Here is a 21,295-nt window from a genome sequence, read left to right as displayed (position 1 = left end):
ATGCGCGCTCTTACACTCCATCTGAAAATCCTGATCGCTGTGCTGGTGACCCTGGGCATTGCGATCACGGCGTATCAGATTCTGGCGCTGGGTATCCCAGTGACCGAGGACGAAACTGACGACTTGTGGAACATCGACGCCAAGGTCGAGTTCGTCGCCAGCCCGAAAGACCCGGTCAAGATCCAGATGTTCGTGCCGCCGCTGGCCCGGGACTACATCAGCCTCAATGAAAGCTTCATCTCCAACAATTACGGGGTGAGCGTCAACCGCGTCGATGGCAATCGCAAGGTGACGTGGTCGGCGCGGCGCGTGTCTGGCAACCAGACGCTGTATTACCGGCTGGTGCTGACCAAGCGCTACAGCGGTGAGAAAGCCAAGATCAAAGGTCCGATCTTCCGCGACAGCATCGTCGTCGAAGGCCCGGAAAAAATCGCCGCCGAAGCCTTGCTTGCGCCGATTCGCCAGCACTCGGCGGACGTCGAGACGTTCATCACTGAAGCCATCAAGCGGGTCAACAACCTCGCCGATGACAACGTCAAGTTGCTACTCGCGGGCGACACGTCGAGCTCCAACAAGGCGCGGGTCACCGAGCTGTTGCTGTCCATCGCCCACGTGCCGCTGGAAAAGGTCCACACCATTAGGCTGGTGGCCGATCAGCCGCAGAGCCCTGAACTGTGGCTGCGCAGCTTCAATGGCAAGAACTGGCTGTATTTCAGCCCGGATACCGGCGAGCAAGGTTTGCCGGAGGACCGCCTGCTGTGGTGGACCGGTGACGAGAACCTGATCACCGTCGATGGCGGCAAGAAAGCCTCGGTCAGCTTCAGCCTCAACAACAGTGAGATGAATGCCATCCGTCTGGCCAAGCTGACCGACGCCAGCACTGACGCGGACTTCCTCGAATATTCCCTGTACGGCCTGCCGCTGCAAACCCAGCAGACCTTCATGATCATGGTGATGATCCCGATTGGCGTGCTGGTGATCCTGATCCTGCGCAACCTGATCGGCCTGCAAACTCTGGGCACCTTTACGCCGGTACTGATCGCCCTCGCCTTCCGGGAAACCCAGCTGGGCTTTGGCATCGTGCTGTTCACGATCATTACCGCGCTGGGCCTGTCGCTGCGCTCGTATCTGGAACACCTGAAGCTGCAAATGCTGCCGCGACTGTCCGTGGTGCTGACCTTCGTGGTGGTGCTGATCGCGGCCATCAGCCTGTTCAGCCACAAGCTGGGGCTTGAGCGCGGGCTTTCGGTGGCACTGTTCCCGATGGTGATTCTGACCATGACCATCGAACGCCTGTCGATCACCTGGGAAGAACGCGGCGGCGGCCACGCCATGAAAGTTGCCATCGGCACGCTGTTCGCAGCCTCGTTGGCGCACATCATCATGAGCGTGCCGGAGCTGATCTACTTCGTGTTCACTTTCCCGGCGGTGTTGTTGATTCTGGTGGGCTTCATGCTGGCCATGGGTCGTTATCGCGGTTATCGCCTGACCGAACTGGTGCGCTTCAAAGCCTTCCTCAAGGAAGAGCAGAAATGATCGGCTGGTGGAAAACCTGGAAAGAGCTGGAAGCCAGGGGAATCATGGGCATCAACCGGCGTAACGCCGACTACGTGCTCAAGTACAACAAGCGCAGCCTGTATCCGGTGGTGGATGACAAGATCATCACCAAGCAACGGGCGATCCAGGCCGGCATTCACGTGCCGGAAATGTACGGGGTGATTTCCACCGAGAAGGAAATCGACAAGCTCGACGAGATCATCGGTGGGCGCAGCGACTTCGTGATCAAGCCGGCGCAGGGCGCGGGCGGCGATGGCATTCTGGTCATTGCCGACCGTTTCGAAGACCGCTACCGGACGATTTCCGGGCGGATCATCAGCCATTCGGAGATCGAACATCAGATCTCCAGCATCCTCACCGGCCTGTATTCACTGGGCGGACATCGGGACCGCGCGCTGATCGAATACCGCGTGACCCCGGACCAGATCTTCAAAAGCATCAGCTACGAAGGCGTGCCGGACATTCGCATCATCGTGCTGATGGGCTATCCGGTGATGGCCATGTTGCGCCTGCCGACGCGGCAGTCCGGCGGCAAGGCCAATCTGCATCAGGGCGCCATTGGCGTCGGTGTTGACCTCGCCACCGGGATTACCCTCAAAGGCACCTGGCTGAACAGCATCATCACCAAACACCCGGACACCACCAACGCGGTGGACGGCGTGCAGCTGCCCAACTGGGACGGCTTCATGAAACTCGCCGCCGAATGCTACGAGCTGTGCGGCCTGGGTTATATCGGCGTGGACATGGTCCTGGACCAGGAAAAAGGCCCGCTGATCCTCGAACTCAACGCCCGCCCCGGCCTGAATATCCAGATCGCCAATGACTGTGGGTTGACTCATCGCACCCAAGCGGTTGAAGCGCGGCTGGAGCAGCTGGCAATGGATGGCACGATTGAGACGCCGGAGCAGCGGGTGCGGTTTGTGCAGGAATTGTTCGGGCACGTTGAGGGAATGCTCTAAACACTCGATGACGAACGTGTTTGACCAAGGAGTCACGGCCAATCAATCCACCAGGGTGATGTCATCGCTGGTTGGGAAATTGGGAACGCCGGGCAACGGCCACGTTAGCCCCTCATCAAAACTGACATAGACCTGGATCGAGAATCTGGCATTGCGCTTCAGCTGACTCATGAATGTTTTAGGCGCAGTGACGTTTCCCGCCGCTCCAATCCCGCTGATCAGTTCTGCGCTGGTCACTGCGTGGCTGTTCAACACGGTATGCTTGATCGGCTGTCCCGTCACACTCGTTCCGGTCAATTCGATGGTGATGCGCTGGGTTGTCGCCATCAGTGTCCAGGTGCCCAGTTTGAATCGCGCACCGCTGGCGGGAATCAAAGCCAGGCTCAAGGTACCGCCAGTGCGGTCTTCACACTGAATGATCGGCAAATTATCGATATTCAGTTTTTGCAACTCAAGCTGGCGAACAGCTGAAGGCTCTGTGCCTTTCGGGCCGACCACTTCGTATTTAACGGGCAGCCGCTTGCCCACATGCGGCGCCACGTGCTCCTTGGGAACGGCGTAGCGGCGGGAATTTGCAGGCGCGGGGGTTGAGGTTCGAAAGGCTCCCAGCGCGCCGGGCTCGGCCCATTGCACCCAGATGACTTCATCTGGATTCAATACGAAGGTATCAGGGACAATTACCGTGGCACCCAAGGCCACATTTTCCGGCACCAGACTGATGACCTCGCCCGAACCAGCAGCCTTGTCCACATCAGGCCAGGGAAGATCACGCGGCACAGGCTTTGCTGCTGCCGTTAAAATCACTGGACGCGCATCGACGCTCGTGTTGCCCGCCCGATCCTGCACTCGATAATAGGCGTAACGCTCCCCATCATCACGAGCCCGGATCATGTCGCCTTCGAATGTGATGATCAAAGGCTTACTGACGTCAGCAAGGCTCAGTTCTGTTGAATCAACTTCTTCAGGACTGAAAGGAGCCCGGTCCCAGAACCAGGTCAGGACGTCGCCCGGCTTGATGACGTCATAGCCAGGTATTTCAGCCAGCACTTTGTCGTCGTTATTTTCCAGGTACCAGGCAGTTACTCCGTCGTCCACAACCGAACGCGGGAACACCAGGCGTTCATCTGTCTGGTTCAGGATCGGCGCAGTTTTGTCGATGGTGATGGTCAGCGGCTCGGACGCAAGAACGGCGCCGTTATAAGCCGTGACCCTGTAGTAAATGACATGAACGCCTTCACCAAGCCGGTTTTGCGGGACCATCAGGAACAGATCATCAGGATTGATGGGCGAGTACCACTCGCCTTCAGTCAGGTAGGCGTCGTTCCAGAACAGCTGCACTTTATCGGAGAACGGCGCGGGAGCCTGGATAGGCCACGGTTCAAAAGCGACTTTCAAATCCGCCTGGGTGGCGCTGACGGGCAACAGGTTTGCCTCCCCGCCCTGAATATCCGGGAGTGCGACCTCGACTTTTGGCGGCTTATGCAAGTCCGCGTCAGGGCCTTGGTCATAGGGAATGGACATCGATTTTCTCCATCGCAAGACAAAGGGCCTGTGCGGCCCCCTGTCACTCCTTAATTACCAGCTATAACGAACGCCGAAATTCGCACCCCAGGGTTGCTCGATGTTGTCGCCATTGCTGTAGTCCAGATCAACATGCGCCTGCAACCGCTCGGCCAATTGAACGGCAATCCCGGCACCCAGTTCACCCCGCGAGCCGGACAAGTCGTTATTGAATACGTTGTCGTTGACCTGCACTTCGTTGTTCTTCGCGAACTCGTGAGCATACGCAGCACGCACATAGGGTTGGATGGTCTTGCCGTCGCCCATGTCGAAATTGCGGCCTACCGTCGCGCCGACCTTGCCCAGTAACGAACGGGTACGGTCACCCTCGGCGGAAAGACCGTTATCCAGGTCGTAATCCTTGCCTTGAATCACCACCCCGGAAAGCTGGGTGTAAGGTTCGACGAAGTAACCGTCGTCCAGCTTGATATGCCGTCCTGCTTCGACCGAAGCGCCGACGCCGCTGTTTTTGTAATCACCTTTGGTACGAGTCCCGTCGCTGAGCTGAACCTTGGATTCATTCTGGAAACGGTTGAGCTTGAGCACGGCATCAACGTAATAGCCGCTGTCAGCGTCCAGCCAGGTGGTGTAGGCACCGACGTAGTAACTGTCGACGTCGCCTGATGTGCCCCGCTGCAAATCCAGATCCGACTTACTGTAGCCGCCCAGCAAACCGATCAGCCATTGCCCGTCGCCAATCGGCAGAGGCGCATCGGCACCAAAGGAAATACCTTGCTGAGTCTGCTTGTAACCCACGCCGGACGCCGCCGATACGTTGTATTTATTACCGTAAGTGCGGATCCAGCCGCCTGCCTTGCCCCCGTTCATGCGAAGTTCGCCCATACGGCTGCGCAAGGTGCTCAGTTCGCCATACCAGACGGTCGGGGCTGTATTGAACAGCGCCAGCACCGAACGAGTGCCCGGGCTGATGACTTTGGTTGCGGTGTCCAGATACCAGTCATTGCCGCGCTGGGCCAGGTCATAGGAGAACGCGCCGAGATCAACCGGACCGTTAAGCAGCGAGAACTGCGCATCCCCACTGTCGATGTGGACGACATGCATTTCGCTTTCGGCGAGCGGGTCCGCGCCGCTGCTGCCTATCAACAGCGTATGGGTGCCGGAGGCTGCGCCGGTGACATTGAGAAAGTCATGCTCGCCGGTGACAAAATCGGCATCCATCACAAATGTGCCGTTACCCGACAGTGAACCCACCGACAGCTGATAGAACGCCGTTGGATCACCGAATTTGATGGTGCCACCGTTCAGCGCCAACTGGCCGACTTCGCCGTCGCCGACCATGACCCACTGGGCCTGACTGTTGACCGCAAGGCTGGCAACGTTGTCCAGCCGGCCGGTCAGGCTGGCCTGATTCTGCAGGGTCAGGTTGGCCGTGCCGCCACCTTCCACCACGACGTTACCCGTCAGCATGCTGTTGTCGACAGTCATGTTGGCAGTGGAGCCGCTGGTGACTTCCAGCAGGGTACCGTTACCAGCCGTCAGCGTTGAGCCGTTGGTGACGTTGATCTGTGCTGCGGCCGAGTCGCGCAGGACAATGGCCGAGCCGGTCTGACCTGTTACGTGGGAGCCGTTCAGATCCATGCTTGCGCTTGCGCCAGAGCCGGGAATGCTGAGGAAAGTCACGCCGTCCCGGGTTCCGCTGATGGTCGAACCTACCGCTTGGAGATTGCCTTCAAACAGATCAATACCGAATCCGTTTGGGCCGGTTCCGGAAACAGTGCTGTTTTCCAGATAAAGCGTTGACTCGGGACCGACCACTACCCCACGTGCCACCCCCGAAATCTGACTGCCGTATACACGCGCTATTGCGCCGTCACCCGCAGCCCCCTGGCCGACCGACATCCCCTGAATCGAGCTGCTGATGTTGCTGCCGGTGATGGTGCTGTCACCGCCGTTCATCCGGATCGCTATCGAGTCGCTGGAAACAGTAGTTCCGTTTAGTACCAACTTGGCACCCGAAACCATGGTTATTCTGTCCGTCGTGGCGCCGTTTGACGTCAATTGTCCGTTGCTGGTCAATTGATAGTCCTGCAAGACCGTGTTCTCGTTAATAGTAAGGGGGCGATCAACAAAGAGCGCCCATACTGGATCAGCAACTAACAGCGCCGAGCTTAAAATGCTTAGTTTGAGTCCTCTGGCTAGAGGCGTCATGGAAATTGACCCAATGGCTGACATTAGCGAATACCTTTAATTGATTTCAGTGAACGAGACTTGCAAAAATCCGGCAAAGGGCTGCACTGCGGGGGCAGCCCTGATTGCAAGCATCGAAAGCCTACTCTTCAACTTCTCAAATCAATGTAGGACATTTCCTCAAATACTAGCTGAACTTTCCTACAGTTGCAGCCAGTCATCGCCCCAATACCACAACTGAAAAGGGATTTGAACAGCTAATATCTTGCCACGAGCTGAATTCGAAATAAATCAACCGCTATTTATTTCGAACCGATCCATAAGCCATTAAACAGGCATGCCGATTAACCTGGCAGCAACCCGTCGTCATTGTTATGAACCAGCATCAGTCAGTTCACCAACAGTATTACAACGTTCAGATTCAAACTTTGCGCGGCGGTGGTGATATAGGGCATGGCCCCACACCGGTATGCATCGCGACGAATGCTTCAATCTGTGTGGAAGTCACCGTCTCACTATTGAGAATAAACGAGTAAGTTACCCGTCCCCGACCGTCCTGCGAGGCGGCGTAGATAGGAAGAATGTAATCGGCATAAGGCTCAATCCTCCAGATGAAACCTGTAGCAGGGTACTCGGTGCCCAGCGTTATGTTTTCATCAAAATCAACTGCATCTATGGGGTCTTCACCCGTGTAACCTTTTACCACTCGCCACTTCATGCTGATAATGGCGCCAGCTGCCAGACCGAATGGAGGCTGAGTCAGATCGGGAACCTTGACTCGAATCGCGGGGTTATCAACGGGATTGGCGGGGTCGGCATACAAGGACTCGCAGTTCAGGAATTCATCCCCAGTCGGGCCGGTTTGGAGCCCCTCGAACGCTGCAGCGGGCGCCTTGAGTGTCACGGCGTTCGCCTTGACCAGGGTGTCCCTGGAGTGCTGCTCGTTTTCAGCATCAGCGCTGGCCCTGATTCGATAATGCACGGGCAATTCAGGATGATTGAAGGCTTGCTCAATGTACGACCAGGGTATGATCACTAAGATTTCGTTCCCGGGCGCGTCGGTGCCAAGTACCGTGTACTCCGCTTCCGGCACTTCCCCACCTTTCCAGTAGAAACTGATGACCTGATCTGCAGCCAGTGGTTCGTAGAGTTTCAACTTGAGCGTCGCGGGTTTGCCCTCATCCGCCCTAGTGAGTTCATTGAGTACGTTTGACACCGCTCCGTAAACCTCCGCGAGCGGCAACTTGTCATTGACTGGATCTGGCCAAGGATCGGGGTCGGGGTCCGGACCAATGACGGAAAAGTCTACCTGGACAGTTATCGCCTTGATTTCGGAAGCAAGCCCACCACGAGTCACCACATAACTGACGTCTGTAGCTGTCGGGCCAGTTCCAGCGCCGAAGGTATTCTTGAGGACATCAGACGGCACTCTGACCGCTATCGGAAAACTGCCTCCGCCTACAGGAACGCCGGGTAAAACCGTCGTCCCCCAGGTGACATCAATCGTATCGCTGCTTTTGTAGCCGATGAAGCTTTCTATCACGACATCGACGCCGGCAATGGCGTCCTTCAGACTGACCAGATCGTCGTCCGGCGGTACTTTGGGAAGCTGAAGACCAGTCGGCAAAGGACCCAAGGCCACTTTGAGTGGGGCGTATCCTGATAATTTGCTGGCATTGGTGGCCTTATCGACCAGCACATACAACGCATAACAAGGCCCGTCCCCGGCCGCGCGAATCGTGTCCCCGGTGAATTCCACTGGAAACGGCCAAGTGCCGTTAACATCAATCACGCCAATGGGCACCACATCTTCAGGCTTCTCAGGGGGCGGCAACGCCCCCCAATAAAATGCCACCTTGTCCCCAGGTTGATAATCATCATATTCAGGAATACCACCGATTACCTTGTCACCGTTGGCAGCCAGATAGGCATCGGTTATTTCCGGAGGAACCGGCAATATCATCGCCGCCGGCGTCTCGTGACGATAAGGGCCTTCGCTGTCGCAAATGAGCGGTACAGGTTCGGAATACAGCGTAGTTCCCGCGTTATAGTGATGCATTGCCAGCCGCAAGTAATATTTACCGTCCTGCGCCAATCTGGCGCTGGGAACTTTCAATGCCAATGGGAACAGAGGGGCAGGTCCGACAACATTTTGAGTGTCGACTACCTCGTACCAGCTATCGTCTGGAAGACCGGGGCCATCAGTCCTTGCCCATTGAACTTCGACAACAGAAGTCCGACCCTCCGGGGGCATATCGCTCCATGCCGCCATGCTTATGGCAAGATCGGCCGTAAGCACGTCCTTGTTCAATGTACCGTCCGCTGGATCAATGACTGCACCGACAGGCAAACCTGGAGGAAGCAGAACTTCCGGTGGCCCCGCCTCAATCAACTGTTTGACTCGTGCGTTGCGATAGTCATCGCGCACTTGTTGCGCCCTGCGTCTTGCTTCCGAGAAAGCCATGTCATGTTCTCCTTACATGAGTGATGGTCAACACTTATGCCGCTTGATCCTGTCGGCAGCGGTAAGTTGAAGACCAGTTAACTACTAAAACCGCAGCTGCGATACTAGTAGAACTACTAGGTTTGTGGGTTTTCAGCATGCGCCTATACCGACCGGTTTATAGCCAGCATGATCAGGCACCCACTACTTCAATTCGAGATTATGGTTATTTCGAGTTGCTATATTGAGGATTCATTATTAATTCCGTTTTTTCTTAATAAGTTCATTTTAAGATACTCAAGTGCGTCTGAATTTTTTTGGGTTTACAGGTACGATGCGATTCGGATCTTCAGGATGAACTTCCCAACGCACACGCTTCCGATTAGGGCCGGATGATGTCTGAGCTGCACGGCTGGGTGGAGGGGTTGTTTTAGCCGAACTCCCGCCGGCAGAACCCCCGCTGGATGATTTTCGCTGCTGCATCCAACCAGGCTTTGCAGAGTACTGATTCTTCCCCCCAAACATCTGCGTCGCTCCCCTCCCAACCCCCAGAACAGCGGCCCCAAACAACGCGATCCCACCCACGATATACAACGCACTTTTGGTAGTCTGGTCTTCGACCTGCGTACCAGCAACGATTGCGCCTGCTCCGGCTACAGCTAACACCAAAGAAAGGATGCCAAGGCCGAAGTGCCCCGTCGGATCGCTATGGTTCACCGGATCTCCCTTGCAATACATGTAGCCGTTCAAACCGCCCTCGCCAAATGGACTCAAACTGTCGGGACTATGAAAGCGCATCAGCGCAGGATTAAATACCCGGTAGCCATTGCCCAGCAATTGCCATCCGCTGTCGCCTTCACTGAGCTCGCCATTGAACCCCAAGGCCGTGGAAATCGGGCTTTCGCCAGTGCCGTAGCCGTAAGCGCTGTAAACAATATCGTTGGCAGGCGCCCCCGGCGAGATCTCGCTCAGGACGGTTTGTTGCAGGCTGGTACCCAGCAATACCGCGCCGTCGCCGTGTCGCTCGGCCAACAACTGATCCGCGCCGCGCATGAACGTGCGGGCAAGATTCCCATCGACCTGGTTGGCAAGTTCACCCTCACGATAAAAGCGTTGCTGGTCGGTATCGTTTGGCCCGCCCTTGGCGACCCGATCCAACGGGTCATAGTGATAATCGCTCTGGGCACCGTCACCTGGTACGCTGACTGTCATCAGCCGCCCCAGCGCGTCGTACGTCAGCGTACGCTGTTGCTCGTCGAGGATAAGGTTTCCATCGGCGTCATAATCCAGCAGGATTTCAGCCGGGTAACGCGCGCTGTCACTGTTGGTAATGCGCCGCAGCTGGGTCGGGTCCAGAGTGTCGTAGCTATAGCTGGCAAGGTTGTTGCCGTTGACCGAGTTGGTGCGCACCAACGTCAGGTTGTCCAGTGCGTCAAACTGGAACACCTGCCCGGTAATGGCCTGGCCGTAAGGATCGACTGGCAGTTGGCCGCCATCGCAGGTATAGAGTTCCAGTCGGCCGCGCGGATCATAGCCGTAGGTTTCGTCGCGCAACAGCGTGTCACCTTCTTTCAGTGTGCGCTGGATCACCGCATCGACTGAGTTGTACTCCTGCTCCAGGCTCTGGCTTATACCACTGAGGTCGAACTCACGCCGGATCTCGCGGCCGAGCGCATCGTAGTGCAGCGTTGTCGCCAGGCTGCGATCGCCCTCCTGGGTGTCGATCTCTTTTAACCGTCCCAAAGCGTCATAGCTGAAGGTCGAGATCAGCGTTGCCAGATTGGTGCTCTCAAGGCGTCCGGCCCGGTCGTAACGATAATTCTGGATCTGACCCAGTACGTCCGTGTATTGCAGCAGCCGGCCATTGAGGCTGTAGACATAGTGCATGCTCTGCGGATCGCCGCCGGACTGCCGACATGTCTCGCTTTTGAGTTCGCCAGTGCTGAAATAGCTGCGCTCCAGCTCCTGAGCTGACTCCGCACAACTGAGCAGCCGTGCATCTTTTTTGTCGTAGTCATACTGCGCAGTGAGGTTATCGGGGAGATAGCGGTGCAACGGCTCATCACCCAGCGAGGGCAAGTAATCGTAAGTGATTAGCTGGTCGCTGGGCGTGGTAACGCTGCTGGGCTGGGACTGGCCAGGGTCGTAGCTGAACACCTGCTTGCGCCCGCCGACAACCGATTCAGTTTTACGCCCCACCCCGTCAAATAACTGAGTGCCCAGTTCGATAGCATTGACGCTGATGCTGGTCGGCAGATCATCCTCACTGTGCTCGGCATAGGTGCGCTTGACCACGGCACCGCCGGGCAAGGTACTTTCGATCAGCCGGTCAAAGGCGTCATAAGCAAAGAGCGTTGTGTTGGTGCGCGCATCGACTTCCCTGGCGGTCCGACCCAAGCCGTCATAAAAATACTGATGCACGCTCAGGCTTTTCCCCTGTGTATCGAAGCGTTCAACCCGACCGGGTTTTTCGAACAGGGTTTGCCAGGTTTCGGTGACCCCGCCTATTGCGTATTCCGCCTCTGGGTCCTCAGGTTCCTGGCGCCAACTGCGGGTGATCGGCCCTTTGGATGCCAGGGTTCCGATCGGGTCCGTCTGCGTATACTCCACGACGTCGTCCGGCCCTCTCACACTCAGCTGCTGCCCCCAGTCGTCAAATTCGAACAGACGCCGCAGCGCCAATTCCTCCGTGCCCAGCCAGTCGCAGTCGGTCTCTACGACGATATTGCCGAAGACGTCGTGGCCCGCGAGGTAGGTGCGGCGATAGACCTCAGGCTTTTCGCCATCCCGATCCTGACGCTCTTCAAGAATGGCGCGGTTCCGGCCATCCACTTTGGTGCGCACCCTTACGCCCTTGACGTCCACCCTCTCCTGGATTGCCTGCTGCCCATCCAGCGAGGTCAAGGCGTAGGCGTATTGACGTGACGCGGCGAACTCGGTGTCGGGCGCGACGGTTTCCTCGATGACCCGGCCCAGGACGTCATAGACGTAACTGATCTGAACATCGGTGTCGTTTTCATAGTCCAGCAGCACTTCGCCGTTGAGCAACGAATGTTGGCGGGTCAGTGTTTTAGCCGCGCCATCAAACGCGGTCAAAGTTTCAACAACTTGATCCACGGTCTCCCCGGCCAGGGCGCTCAGGGGTGTGCTGTAGCTGAACCTGGTGGTCGAGGTTTTGCCTTTGAGGGTTTCGCTTCGGCTTTTTGCCCGGCCATGCACCGCCGGGTCTTGCGGTGCGTCGTAATAGTCACGCTGGGTGTATTGCAGCGCAGCGACATGGTTGTCGTCGCTGCTGGTCAGGGTTTCCTCGGCGAGCACCAGCCAACTGCCGGCGCCAGTGGCATTCTCCAGCGGGGGCAGCAGCTGGTAGGCGAAGGTGTTGCGCAAAGTGGCGGCGTGTCCGTAGTCCGATGTTGCCGGATACGTCGTGTGTTCGTGCTGGTTGCGTACAAACTCCTCCGGGTCCGGCGGACAACCCTCGGCGCCGTCTTTGGGGTAATAGCTGAAGGTTTCACAGATGCCATTGGCCTGGACCTGTCTGGTCAGGTTGCCGGATTCATCGTACTCAGTGCTTTCAACCTCGATGCGCAACCGGTTGGCATCGTTGTCCAGTTCCCAGCGGGTGGTGACGGTTTTCGGCAGCTGGAACTGTGGCGGTTGATCGTCGAAATTGGTGTCTTCGGCGTGGTAATCGGTCAGCACCCGTTTGACGCAGTGCTGCTGCGTCGTGACTTCTTCAGTGAGCAAGTGGAACCGGTTGAACGTGCGGGCTACCGTGCGCAGGATATTGCTGCCGTCTTGCAAGATGGCGACCGAGCCATATTCATAGTCATGATCGACGTTATAAAGATTATCCTCGCCATTGTCGTCCCAGTATTGCAGGGCGTTGTGACCCAGGAAGTTGTTGTCGGTGTAGCTGTAGTCCACCTCGATCATGGGTTGCTCAAAACCGGGGTAGCTGCGGTGACGATTGACCCGGGGCAATGGGTCGCGCGGCGTGCCGGGAAAGACGTGGCCCTGATCGAAATACTCGATGGTTTCCCGACCGCCCACCGGAGTCTGGACTTCAACCAGGCAGGTGCGGCCAAACACCTGCTTGTAGCTGAAACGCCAGGAAGCTTTCTCCGGCGTCGGCAGGATGATGGCGGTGACCTCGCCGTCGCCATTGAGCTTCATCTCGAAAGTCGCCAGCGGCGCGCCGTCGGGCCCGCTGTCCGGATGCAGGTGCAGTTTGACGAACGAACCGCCGGGATCGCGCTCGACGCGCAGCAGGGGGGTGAAGGCATCGCTGACGGTGTGCAACAACTGGCCGCCGTTGAACGGGACATACGTCAGGCTGACGGCATGGCCCGAAGGCGAGCGGATCGTGCGGGGCAAGGCGACCCGTTGCTTGCTGCTGCCGCCGGTGACCAGGGTTTCCACCAGTCCGGACTTGTGCACCACGCGGTAAGTCTCGTTGCCCTCGTCATGAAAGTGGAACGTGTCGAGTTTTTTCTCCTTGATGTCCGGTTGGCCTCCGCTGCCGGTGACCTTGAAATTCTCGCCGCTGCTCAGGGCCAGCATCTGGTCTTCAGGCGTGAACTGCGACAGGTTCAGGTTCCAGCCCATGCCGAAGCCGGAATCGATCACGTTCAGCGGGTTGAACTGCAACTGCAGCGGCACGGCCGGACCGCAGAGTCGGTTGCTTTTGAGTTCCGGCATGTCCACGGACACGGTGTATTGGCCCGTGCGCGGATCGACCCCGACCATCATGAAACTCATGAAATTGAATGCATTGGAATGAATAACGCTTGAAGTAGTCATCATTGGCTCCGTTGAGCTATTGCAGATTGAGCATCAGCCGATTACGACTATCGTCAATCGTTGGTGCATCAAATCCAATTTGCACACGGTGACGGTTACCCTCTTCATCAAGCAGGACAAAAATGACCGGGCGATCCAGAATACGTCTGAACATTTTCTGCTCATCGCCTCCCGCCATTCCATCATGCCAATACGTCATATCCGGTACCCGATGCAGACTGACAATCAGTTCCCCCGGCGAAGGTTCTTTACCCGCTACAATTCTTCGATCAACTTCATCCAGCGATAAAACGCTTAACAGCGCCCGATAATAAATATCAAACGACAATCCATCGGGAGGCGCGTTACTGCCTCTATAAGGGGCGGGGTAAAATGCATAGCCGGTGTAACTAAAAAATGTTTCTTCAAGGTATTCGCTCTCCCACTGAACAGTGGAAGTATTGCTCTCTATCTTCAACGTTGCGAACAACACGGGATAGGTGCCCAAACGCATATAGCTCAAATGCCAGTAATCAATCGAATCCAGGTAAAAACTGAAAGGATCCGGTTTATCAGGATCACCATCATTACCCACGCCATTGAAGGCGCGGTCACGCACCAGTTCATAATGAGCAGCATTCAGGACCGGAGGTTTGATCCCCTGCACCGTGAGTTCGCCTTCACCCCCTATGTCTGCGCCATTGGAGCGCCAGGTTGTCCCGTCATCAGCCTGAAACTCTGCATAGAAAGTCCTGCTGCCCTCAACCGCCATATGGACATACAGTTCACGATAGCGCGTGCCGTTGTTTTTAGGCGCAGGTAGCGCACGCCGGGCATTTTTTCCTGCAAACGTTGATGAGTACAAACTGAAACGATTGGAGCGGGTGTGAGCGGCATAGGGCAGATCACTGCCGTACTCGATTCCCTCCTGAAGATCATCGATAAACCTGACATGGCCATCGCTGAACTTTTCCACCAGGCGCAAGGTTGACAACTCGACATCGCTGACCGGTATGTGAAGCTGCTGGCCGTCGACTTCGATGGTCTTGGTTTCCAGAGTGATGACGATGGGAATCTGCTGAAAACCGTTGGCATAACCCTGTGCGGGGACACCTGGCGAGCTATTGGGCGCGCTGATGGAAAACTCCGCTAGCTCTTCCCAGCGAGGGGGAATGTATTCGATCTCAAGCAGCTGCAGATTGACAATGCTGTAGCCGTATTGAGCTGGCCATCCCGGGCCGGGCGAGGGTAATTCGCAGACCACCACGCTGATCATTGATGTCGGGGTTGCAGGCGCAGTGAAAATACCACTCTCCACTTCGCCCTCGCCCAGAACGCGCCAGCCAAGCAAGGCCGGATCGATCTGGTCATTCAGCTGCTTGAACTCTACCGTTTCCCGTGGACGCAGTCCTCTCACATAATAAGGCTCAAGTTCCAGATAGTTTGGCTTGTTCAGCAACACGATGGTCGCTATCGCCAGCTCACCGCCCGGAGCGCTGATCTGGATTTTCTGCACCAGAATGGCTTCGGGCTGCACAACTGGCGGTGGGAAATAGTTCTGATGATGAGCGTCGACAGGCTCCAGGCGAGCGCCTGCAGCGGGTTCGAGAATTCTGAACTGCAAGGGCCCCGATCCCAGAGTGCTTGCTCGAATGGCAATGGCGGTCTGATCGGTGCCGCTGCTGATCTGCACCAGCGGTGCGACAGACATGCTCTCGAAACGCTCATGGACCAAAGCCGACGCCTTCTGCTCTTCCCCTGCCTCGTAGTAGCTTGCCGTCACAATCATGGGCAGGCGATTCATGTACATGGCGGACTGGGAACTGGCGGTATACACGCCCCCGCTTGATGTTATCCGGCCCAGCGAACCGGGGAAATCCGGGCTCCTCACGGCCCACTGCACATTGGTAATCACCGAGCCGTCGCGACGCCGGGCAACGAATGCCTGCTCCTGCCCGGCGCCGAGCATCACGGTAGAAGGCTGGACGCTTACTGAGGTTGTCGATTCTCTGATGTTGCCAAAGATCGCCAGGTCATGAGGCTCATGACGACTGACCTCTTCGAACCTGTTTTGATTGGGGAAGATCAGGCTTTTGAGAAGATCAAGTTGCTCCTCATCGACCAGAGGCCGCTGTCGCTGATCAACTATCAGGGCGGCCGAATACAGGGGCAAACCACCAGTCTGGTCATCCGGAATCAGATAGGGGAAACCGGAACCTTCGATTGGCGTTCCCGGCATGGACTCGCCATCCTGGACTTTCAGCCTGATAAACACGATCACGGCCCCGTCGCCAAAGTTGGCGGCCAGACGGTTATCGGCTCCGGGAGCGCGTTGCACCCGAATCGCAAACCTTGTCGGGCTTAATGGGTTGTATTTATCCAGTTCCAGCATTCCGAGGACAAAACGGCGCTGCGAGTTTTGCTGGCCGACGAAATAGCGCTGAAAATACTCACCGATCTGGTCCTGGACTGTTTTAACACTGCCAAGGTTACAAGTGACCTCGCTGCTCAGGGCTAAATCCAGGGTAACGATGCCACTGCTGTCAACTTCACCAACAATACTGTTGACATTGGCCTGCATGCTTACCTTAAAACCCATTGCTTCGCTGATATTGAACGAATTCAACACGGTTGGCGGCACGCCTGCGGGGTTTCTGAAAGTCGTGAATGTGCCACCGACGATATTCATGGTCAGCGTCAATACTGCCTGGTTCAGTGAAGCTGACTCAAATGAGAGCATCGGCACACCCAGGACAATAGCCCGAAGTTCGACACGCTCACTGTTATCACCAACATTCCCGACCGGGAATGTTTCGCTGAAGGGCAGCAAAAAATGTAAGTCCTCAAAGCCCCGAATATATTGATCTTTAATAAGACGATTCAACTCCGTTCGACTGAATGCCAGGATGGCTCCCCATCCGGACATTACATTTCCTTGTTCAAGCCGGGCAAGCAGGTTGTCTAATGAGTTGGAAAGCATAACTAACACTCCTGTGAATGGGTGAACGCAAGCCGGTTACTGATCGGGCAATTCCTTGATAGCTTTCCAGTCAACGTAGGGCACAGGCAAAATGATGAACGCTCCGGCACTGGGGAAACCCGGCGGCGGTTCAACTTCCACAGTTATCAACGAAAAGCGATGTGGACTTGCTGGATCAATAGTATAAAGGCCTGTTGCAGCATCAATGTTCCCGCTGCCTTTCTGTAGCGTCCATGTACACTTGAGATCCACGACAGGCCCGTTGCCGATATCTACCTCTAGTTGCAGTTGCCCTTCTTCCAGCTCCGCGTCCTCCTTGATAGTAATAAAACCGGTGGCAGGTCGGTGAATGACCAGCACGTAAGACGAATAGATCGTTGCGCCTTGCTTCACTTGCACTTCTTCCACCGTAAAAAGGGAAGCCGGCTTCTCCACCTTAGGAGGAGCAATGTAGGTGTGATCGCCTTCCGGGAGGCTGCTCGGCACAATATCGGATCCCGTTTCAGGCCCGGCGATTGACCATTCAAGCGCTCCAGGCGTCCTGCCTCGAGCCGACATTTCACGCCGTTCCCCGGTCCCGCACTCCGCTACCAACGGATTGAAGGAAATATCCCGAACCACCACGGTCACCAGCGCGGAACTCGAATACCCGCCCTTCCTGGCAGTGACTTTGACGCGACTGAAGAAACCCTCGATATCAGCGGCTTGCGGTGCGGTGTAGATCAGCGTTTTAGCGTCGAAAATGCCAGGTTTGCCAGCACTGCCGGGGACAAGCTCGACATCCCATTCCAGTCCGGTGGTCGGAGGCGACACGGCAAACTGCACGCCTTCGCCCGGCCCTGACAGCGGTTCAACAGGGCTGAGCGTGAACGCCGAGACGTCGGCACCGGTGGTTCCGAAAATAATGACGTCGCCAGGCAAATAGGCGCTCACCGAGCGCATGACATGATGGTCCCTGAACAAGATGCTGTTCAGCCGGAACACGTCCACATTCTTCAATGGCGAGACAAAGTCGTCCACGCAGCTTTGCAGTTGCTCGCACAACAGATTTTCGACATAACCGCTGACTTCCCCGAAATGTTCGGCCACATCCACAATCCCTGCATAGTCACCCGGGGTTACCTTGTAATACGTCTGGTCATCTTCGGGCGCAGGGACCCATGTCATGTCATTGGAAGCCTCATCAATGTGGAAGACGTAGCGTCTGCGCCACATCCAAAACGCGGGCAACGGAAAGGTGTGAGTCACGTCGCCTGCTGTTCTGATAGTGATGGCCTGTGGCTTTTGCCCCGTCCACTCCATGGTGAACGCGTCACCTTCAAAGGTCAGCTTAAAGCTGGCGCTGCCCGCCAGTTGTCCACTGGTGTCCTGCTCGGCCATCGGCGTATCAAGTCCACTAAGATAAAGATAGGGGAAATGGGGCAGCGAACTGGTAGCAGAAGCCCCTTTGCGCGTCCCCTCCACAAGGCTCATGCTGGCAACAAACCCTGCCTTAGGGTCTGTGTAGGTGGTTTCGATTTCGCAGGGCTCCGTCGATTGCGTCATCAACTGAAAGCCTTCTTTCACGAACTTGCGCATGAAGAATGCGTTGTCCAGCAGAATCGCGGTCGTACAGGGAGTTGCGGCGTCATCGGGAATCAGATAAGCCAGGTCGGTGTCGGCTTCCGGAAACGTACCGTAGTCCTCGCCCTTCATGGTGATGAACATCAGGATTACGCCTGAACCATCATCCGTGTCATCGCCAGCGCCAAGAGCTGCGGACTGGGTGCGGATCTGGACATTGGCGGGATTCAGGTACTGCGCTTCTGAACTTTTGATCTCATTGAGGACAAATATCTTTTGCTCATCAGGCAGTTTTTCGAAATAGGCCCGAAAAAATTCACCCCCCAGTCGACGCTTGTCCGGGTCCTGCGAGTAGGTCAAGGTGATTTCCGTTCCCTTGGACAGGTCAAACGCGATGCGCCCCTCGATATCAACGGTGCCCAATAACACGTTCAGGGACATAGCCATTCGCAATTCAGGCCCGCCCAAAGTGTCGTAAGCAGCCAGGCTGATCAATTCTTCAGGCTTACCCATGGGCTCGCGGGAGGTGAGGTGCAACCCGCCGACGACTTTCACCACCAACTTCGCCGTTGAATATTTAACCGAGGCCTTCTCGAATGACAGTCGCGGACGATCAAGAACGAAATCCACTACATACTCGTGCTCATCCTGCGTAGAGGGAATCTTGGCAGTGATGGGCGTGAGGTAACTGTCGGCGCTGAACCTGGATATATATTCCTGAGCGAGTATCGTATTCGCACAGGCCTTATCGTAAGCCACAATGGCATTCCAGCCGTGGGACTGGGAGCGCTCATTGAGCTTGGCGAGGATACTGGCTACTGATCGATTACTCATGATAATCACCTTTCCAGTTCAGCAACGCGGGCCGCTTCGTCCATACCCAGGCGAGCGACGTTTTTAAAGTAAATCGACGACTTTTCCAACGCAGTTACCAAAGTCGGAATATCAACCAGCGGCAGCGGCAAGATAAAATGGGCCGTCATATCTGGCCATGCCGGACTGGGGGCTTTCACCAAAGCGGTTATCAGTGCGAAACGCCAGGATCCGCCAGGATCGATTGTAAATACCCCCTCTTCATCGCTCTCCTCGAAAGAGCCACTGCCTTTCATCAGTGTCCATATCACATCTGGCATAGGACCTGCGCCGCCGTCGACCACCAGCTTCACTTTATTTGGTGGCAACGACACGGTGTTATCTATCAGGATTTCGCCAGTGGGGGTTTTGTGTATCACCAGCACCCAGCTTGACTCGCTGCCATATACCGGATCGGTTACTACTATTTCGTCGAGGGTATAGGCCACTGTGTTGTCATCAGACTCGTCACAGGCAATGAAGGTATGGTCGCCGCCCTCAAGTGTGCTTTCCACGACCGTTGACCCGGTGTTACCGGCGACAGTCCATTGCAAGCCTGCAGCAACACCCAAGGTTCCTGCGGCGACCTCACGGCTCTGCACTTCCCCGTCTTTTTTTCGGGCATTGCAGAACTGAACCATAGGATTGATGGCAATGGATCGGGTGACAATCGTCACCAGAGCAGAGCTGCGGAACTCGCCTTTCGTCCCGATGACTCGCTCCCGAAGAAACAAACTTTCGATGTCGCTTTGTAACGGCGCGGTATAAATAGCGGTGCCGGTCGCCGCGTCACCGACTATCGTTCCCTTAGCAACATCTCCCCCTTCAATAGGAAGCACCTCCCAGCTTACCCCCGTGACACCTGGTGGATCTGTATTGAAAGTCAGCGCTCCACTTGCCCCCATGACAGGCTCCAACGGGAGAATGGAGAATTCATCCAGATGGGGCGCAAGTTCTCCAAATAGCGCCAGGTCGCCTGGCGAATGGGCGCTGGTAAAACGCACAATATTTACGCTTTTGAATAACAGGCTGTTGAGTCTGAAGACATCAACTTCCTCAACCGCTGAAGTAAACAGGGGTATCCAGCTCTCCAGCGCAGCGGCGAGTTCAGTTTCAAGAAATTCAACAATTTCCGCGAAACTTTCCTGGACAACTGGTGGCCAGGTAGTGGTACCTGGAGCAATTTTAAACAGCCTGATCTTGCCAGCTTCGACAGGTTCCAGGGCCAATTCTCCAGATGCGTCGCGCAGCGTGAATTTGAATTGTTGCGTGAGTTCCCATGACGCCATAAGAGTGCCGTCAAGCTTGCTTTGGCCATTAGGCGTTATTGAGCAATTTTGTAAGGCGCTTCTCTTCCAGTCGATTTTAAAAAGGCCACTGCTTCTATCGACAGTTAGCGTAAATCCCTCATATACGTTACCCATGGACAACCCGAAGCCATCCAGGCTCAAGCTGGAAAAATTTGGCAGTGAGGTAGAAATCGGCTTAGTGGTATATAAACCGTTGGTCAGCTTGATACTTTCAATGAAGCTTCCAGGCTGGCCAGTTGTCACGTAGAGGAGGCCTGGTGTCATTTTCTTGAAGCCTTCGACTAAAATCTTGACTAGCATAAAATCCTGCCCAAGCAGCGTTGAAGCAGAGTAATTACCTGCCGGGATCAGATACTTCAAATCTTCGTTGGTCGCAGGAATTTTTCCATTGTCCTCACCCTCCATGGTAATGAAGTTCAAGACCGCCCCTTCGCCAAAATTCGCAGCACGAGCGAGGCTCGCGCCCGGCTCAGGATGAGTCCTGAATGTAAAATATTTGGGTTTAAGGAACTGGTCATCCTGTTTGCCTATTTCATTAAGCACAAAAACTGTAATCAATGGTTCCAGAGCCTTGAACTTGTTCAACATGAACACCCCGCCCTTCTCTCGCTGGTTTTTGGTGGGCCCAAAGAAATACAGCAACGGCGACTCACCTGTTTTAAGATCAAGCGTTACCTGGCCAAGACTATTGACGCTGCCCTCAGCCAACATGAGATTGATAATCATGGTGAGTAAAGGTCCTTGCAGCGAATCGTAAGCGGCCACCCGGACCACGGTGGCTATTCGTCCTGATTCTGTTGCCACGGAAAGTTGTGTACCGCCCAAGACCTTCATGGTCAGCATCGCTTTTGATTCGGTAATATTGGCGTTTTCAAACGAAAGCCGTGGCGCGTCCACGATATAGTCATAGACCCACTCAATTTCATTCTCTGTCGTCGGGACAGGGCCCTCCAACGGCGGAAAATAGGATTCTGTAGAAAACCGTTCTATATATTCCTGCGCCAGCACCTTGTTGGTCCTGGCTCGGTCATAAACTACGATCGCATTCCAGCCAACTGTGAATAGCTCTTTGCGCATCTCGGTTAGTAGTGCTTCAACTGTAAGCCTCATCGCCTTTTCCTCCATGGACGGTCGCAGCCGT

General features: G+C 55.7%; 9 protein-coding genes. 2 read left to right on the top strand and 7 right to left on the bottom strand.

Annotated elements, in window-relative coordinates; genetic code table 11:
- Together ACP7E4_RS10580 and ACP7E4_RS10575 are read left to right on the top strand one after the other, a co-directional pair.
- The gene (locus ACP7E4_RS10580; protein ID WP_426114918.1) at window positions 1-1,536 is read left to right on the top strand and encodes an inactive transglutaminase family protein; all 1,536 of its coding nucleotides are present in this window, start codon (window positions 1-3) and stop codon (window positions 1,534-1,536) included.
- Entirely contained in the window at window positions 1,536-2,516 is a 981-nt protein-coding gene (locus tag ACP7E4_RS10575; RefSeq protein ID WP_426114993.1) for an alpha-L-glutamate ligase-like protein, read from the top strand. Before ACP7E4_RS10580 ends, ACP7E4_RS10575 begins: the two co-directional genes overlap by 1 nt.
- Before the next feature lie 42 nt (window positions 2,517-2,558).
- Here the strand turns inward: ACP7E4_RS10575 and ACP7E4_RS10570 are convergent, their stop codons facing one another.
- From ACP7E4_RS10570 to ACP7E4_RS10540, 7 genes are all read right to left on the bottom strand, one after another.
- Window positions 2,559-3,854: a hypothetical protein gene (locus tag ACP7E4_RS10570; RefSeq protein ID WP_426114920.1), complete on the bottom strand. Its 1,296-nt coding sequence runs from the start codon at window positions 3,852-3,854 to the stop codon at window positions 2,559-2,561.
- 237 nt (window positions 3,855-4,091) lie between these two features.
- Complete coding sequence (locus tag ACP7E4_RS10565; RefSeq protein WP_426114922.1) at window positions 4,092-6,269, bottom strand: autotransporter outer membrane beta-barrel domain-containing protein; 2,178 nt, start codon at window positions 6,267-6,269, stop codon at window positions 4,092-4,094.
- Between the two features lie 376 nt (window positions 6,270-6,645).
- Window positions 6,646-8,688 (bottom strand): hypothetical protein, encoded by a 2,043-nt coding sequence (locus ACP7E4_RS10560; protein ID WP_426114924.1) that lies wholly within the window; start codon window positions 8,686-8,688, stop codon window positions 6,646-6,648.
- Window positions 8,689-8,964: 276 nt separating this feature from the next.
- Window positions 8,965-13,470 (bottom strand): RHS repeat domain-containing protein, encoded by a 4,506-nt coding sequence (locus ACP7E4_RS10555; RefSeq protein ID WP_426114926.1) that lies wholly within the window; start codon window positions 13,468-13,470, stop codon window positions 8,965-8,967.
- Between the two features lie 16 nt (window positions 13,471-13,486).
- Window positions 13,487-16,429: a hypothetical protein gene (locus ACP7E4_RS10550; protein WP_426114928.1), complete on the bottom strand. Its 2,943-nt coding sequence runs from the start codon at window positions 16,427-16,429 to the stop codon at window positions 13,487-13,489.
- 36 nt (window positions 16,430-16,465) lie between these two features.
- Entirely contained in the window at window positions 16,466-18,826 is a 2,361-nt protein-coding gene (locus ACP7E4_RS10545) for a hypothetical protein (RefSeq protein ID WP_426114930.1), read from the bottom strand.
- Between the two features lie 5 nt (window positions 18,827-18,831).
- On the bottom strand, window positions 18,832-21,264 hold the full coding sequence (locus tag ACP7E4_RS10540; RefSeq protein WP_426114932.1) for a hypothetical protein: 2,433 nt from the start codon (window positions 21,262-21,264) through the stop codon (window positions 18,832-18,834).
- Window positions 21,265-21,295: the final 31 nt, after the last annotated feature.

The organism is Pseudomonas sp. DSP3-2-3 (genome assembly GCF_049898225.1).
Taxonomy (GTDB): Bacteria; Pseudomonadota; Gammaproteobacteria; order Pseudomonadales; family Pseudomonadaceae; genus Aquipseudomonas.
This window is presented reverse-complemented; position numbering and strand designations above follow the sequence as displayed.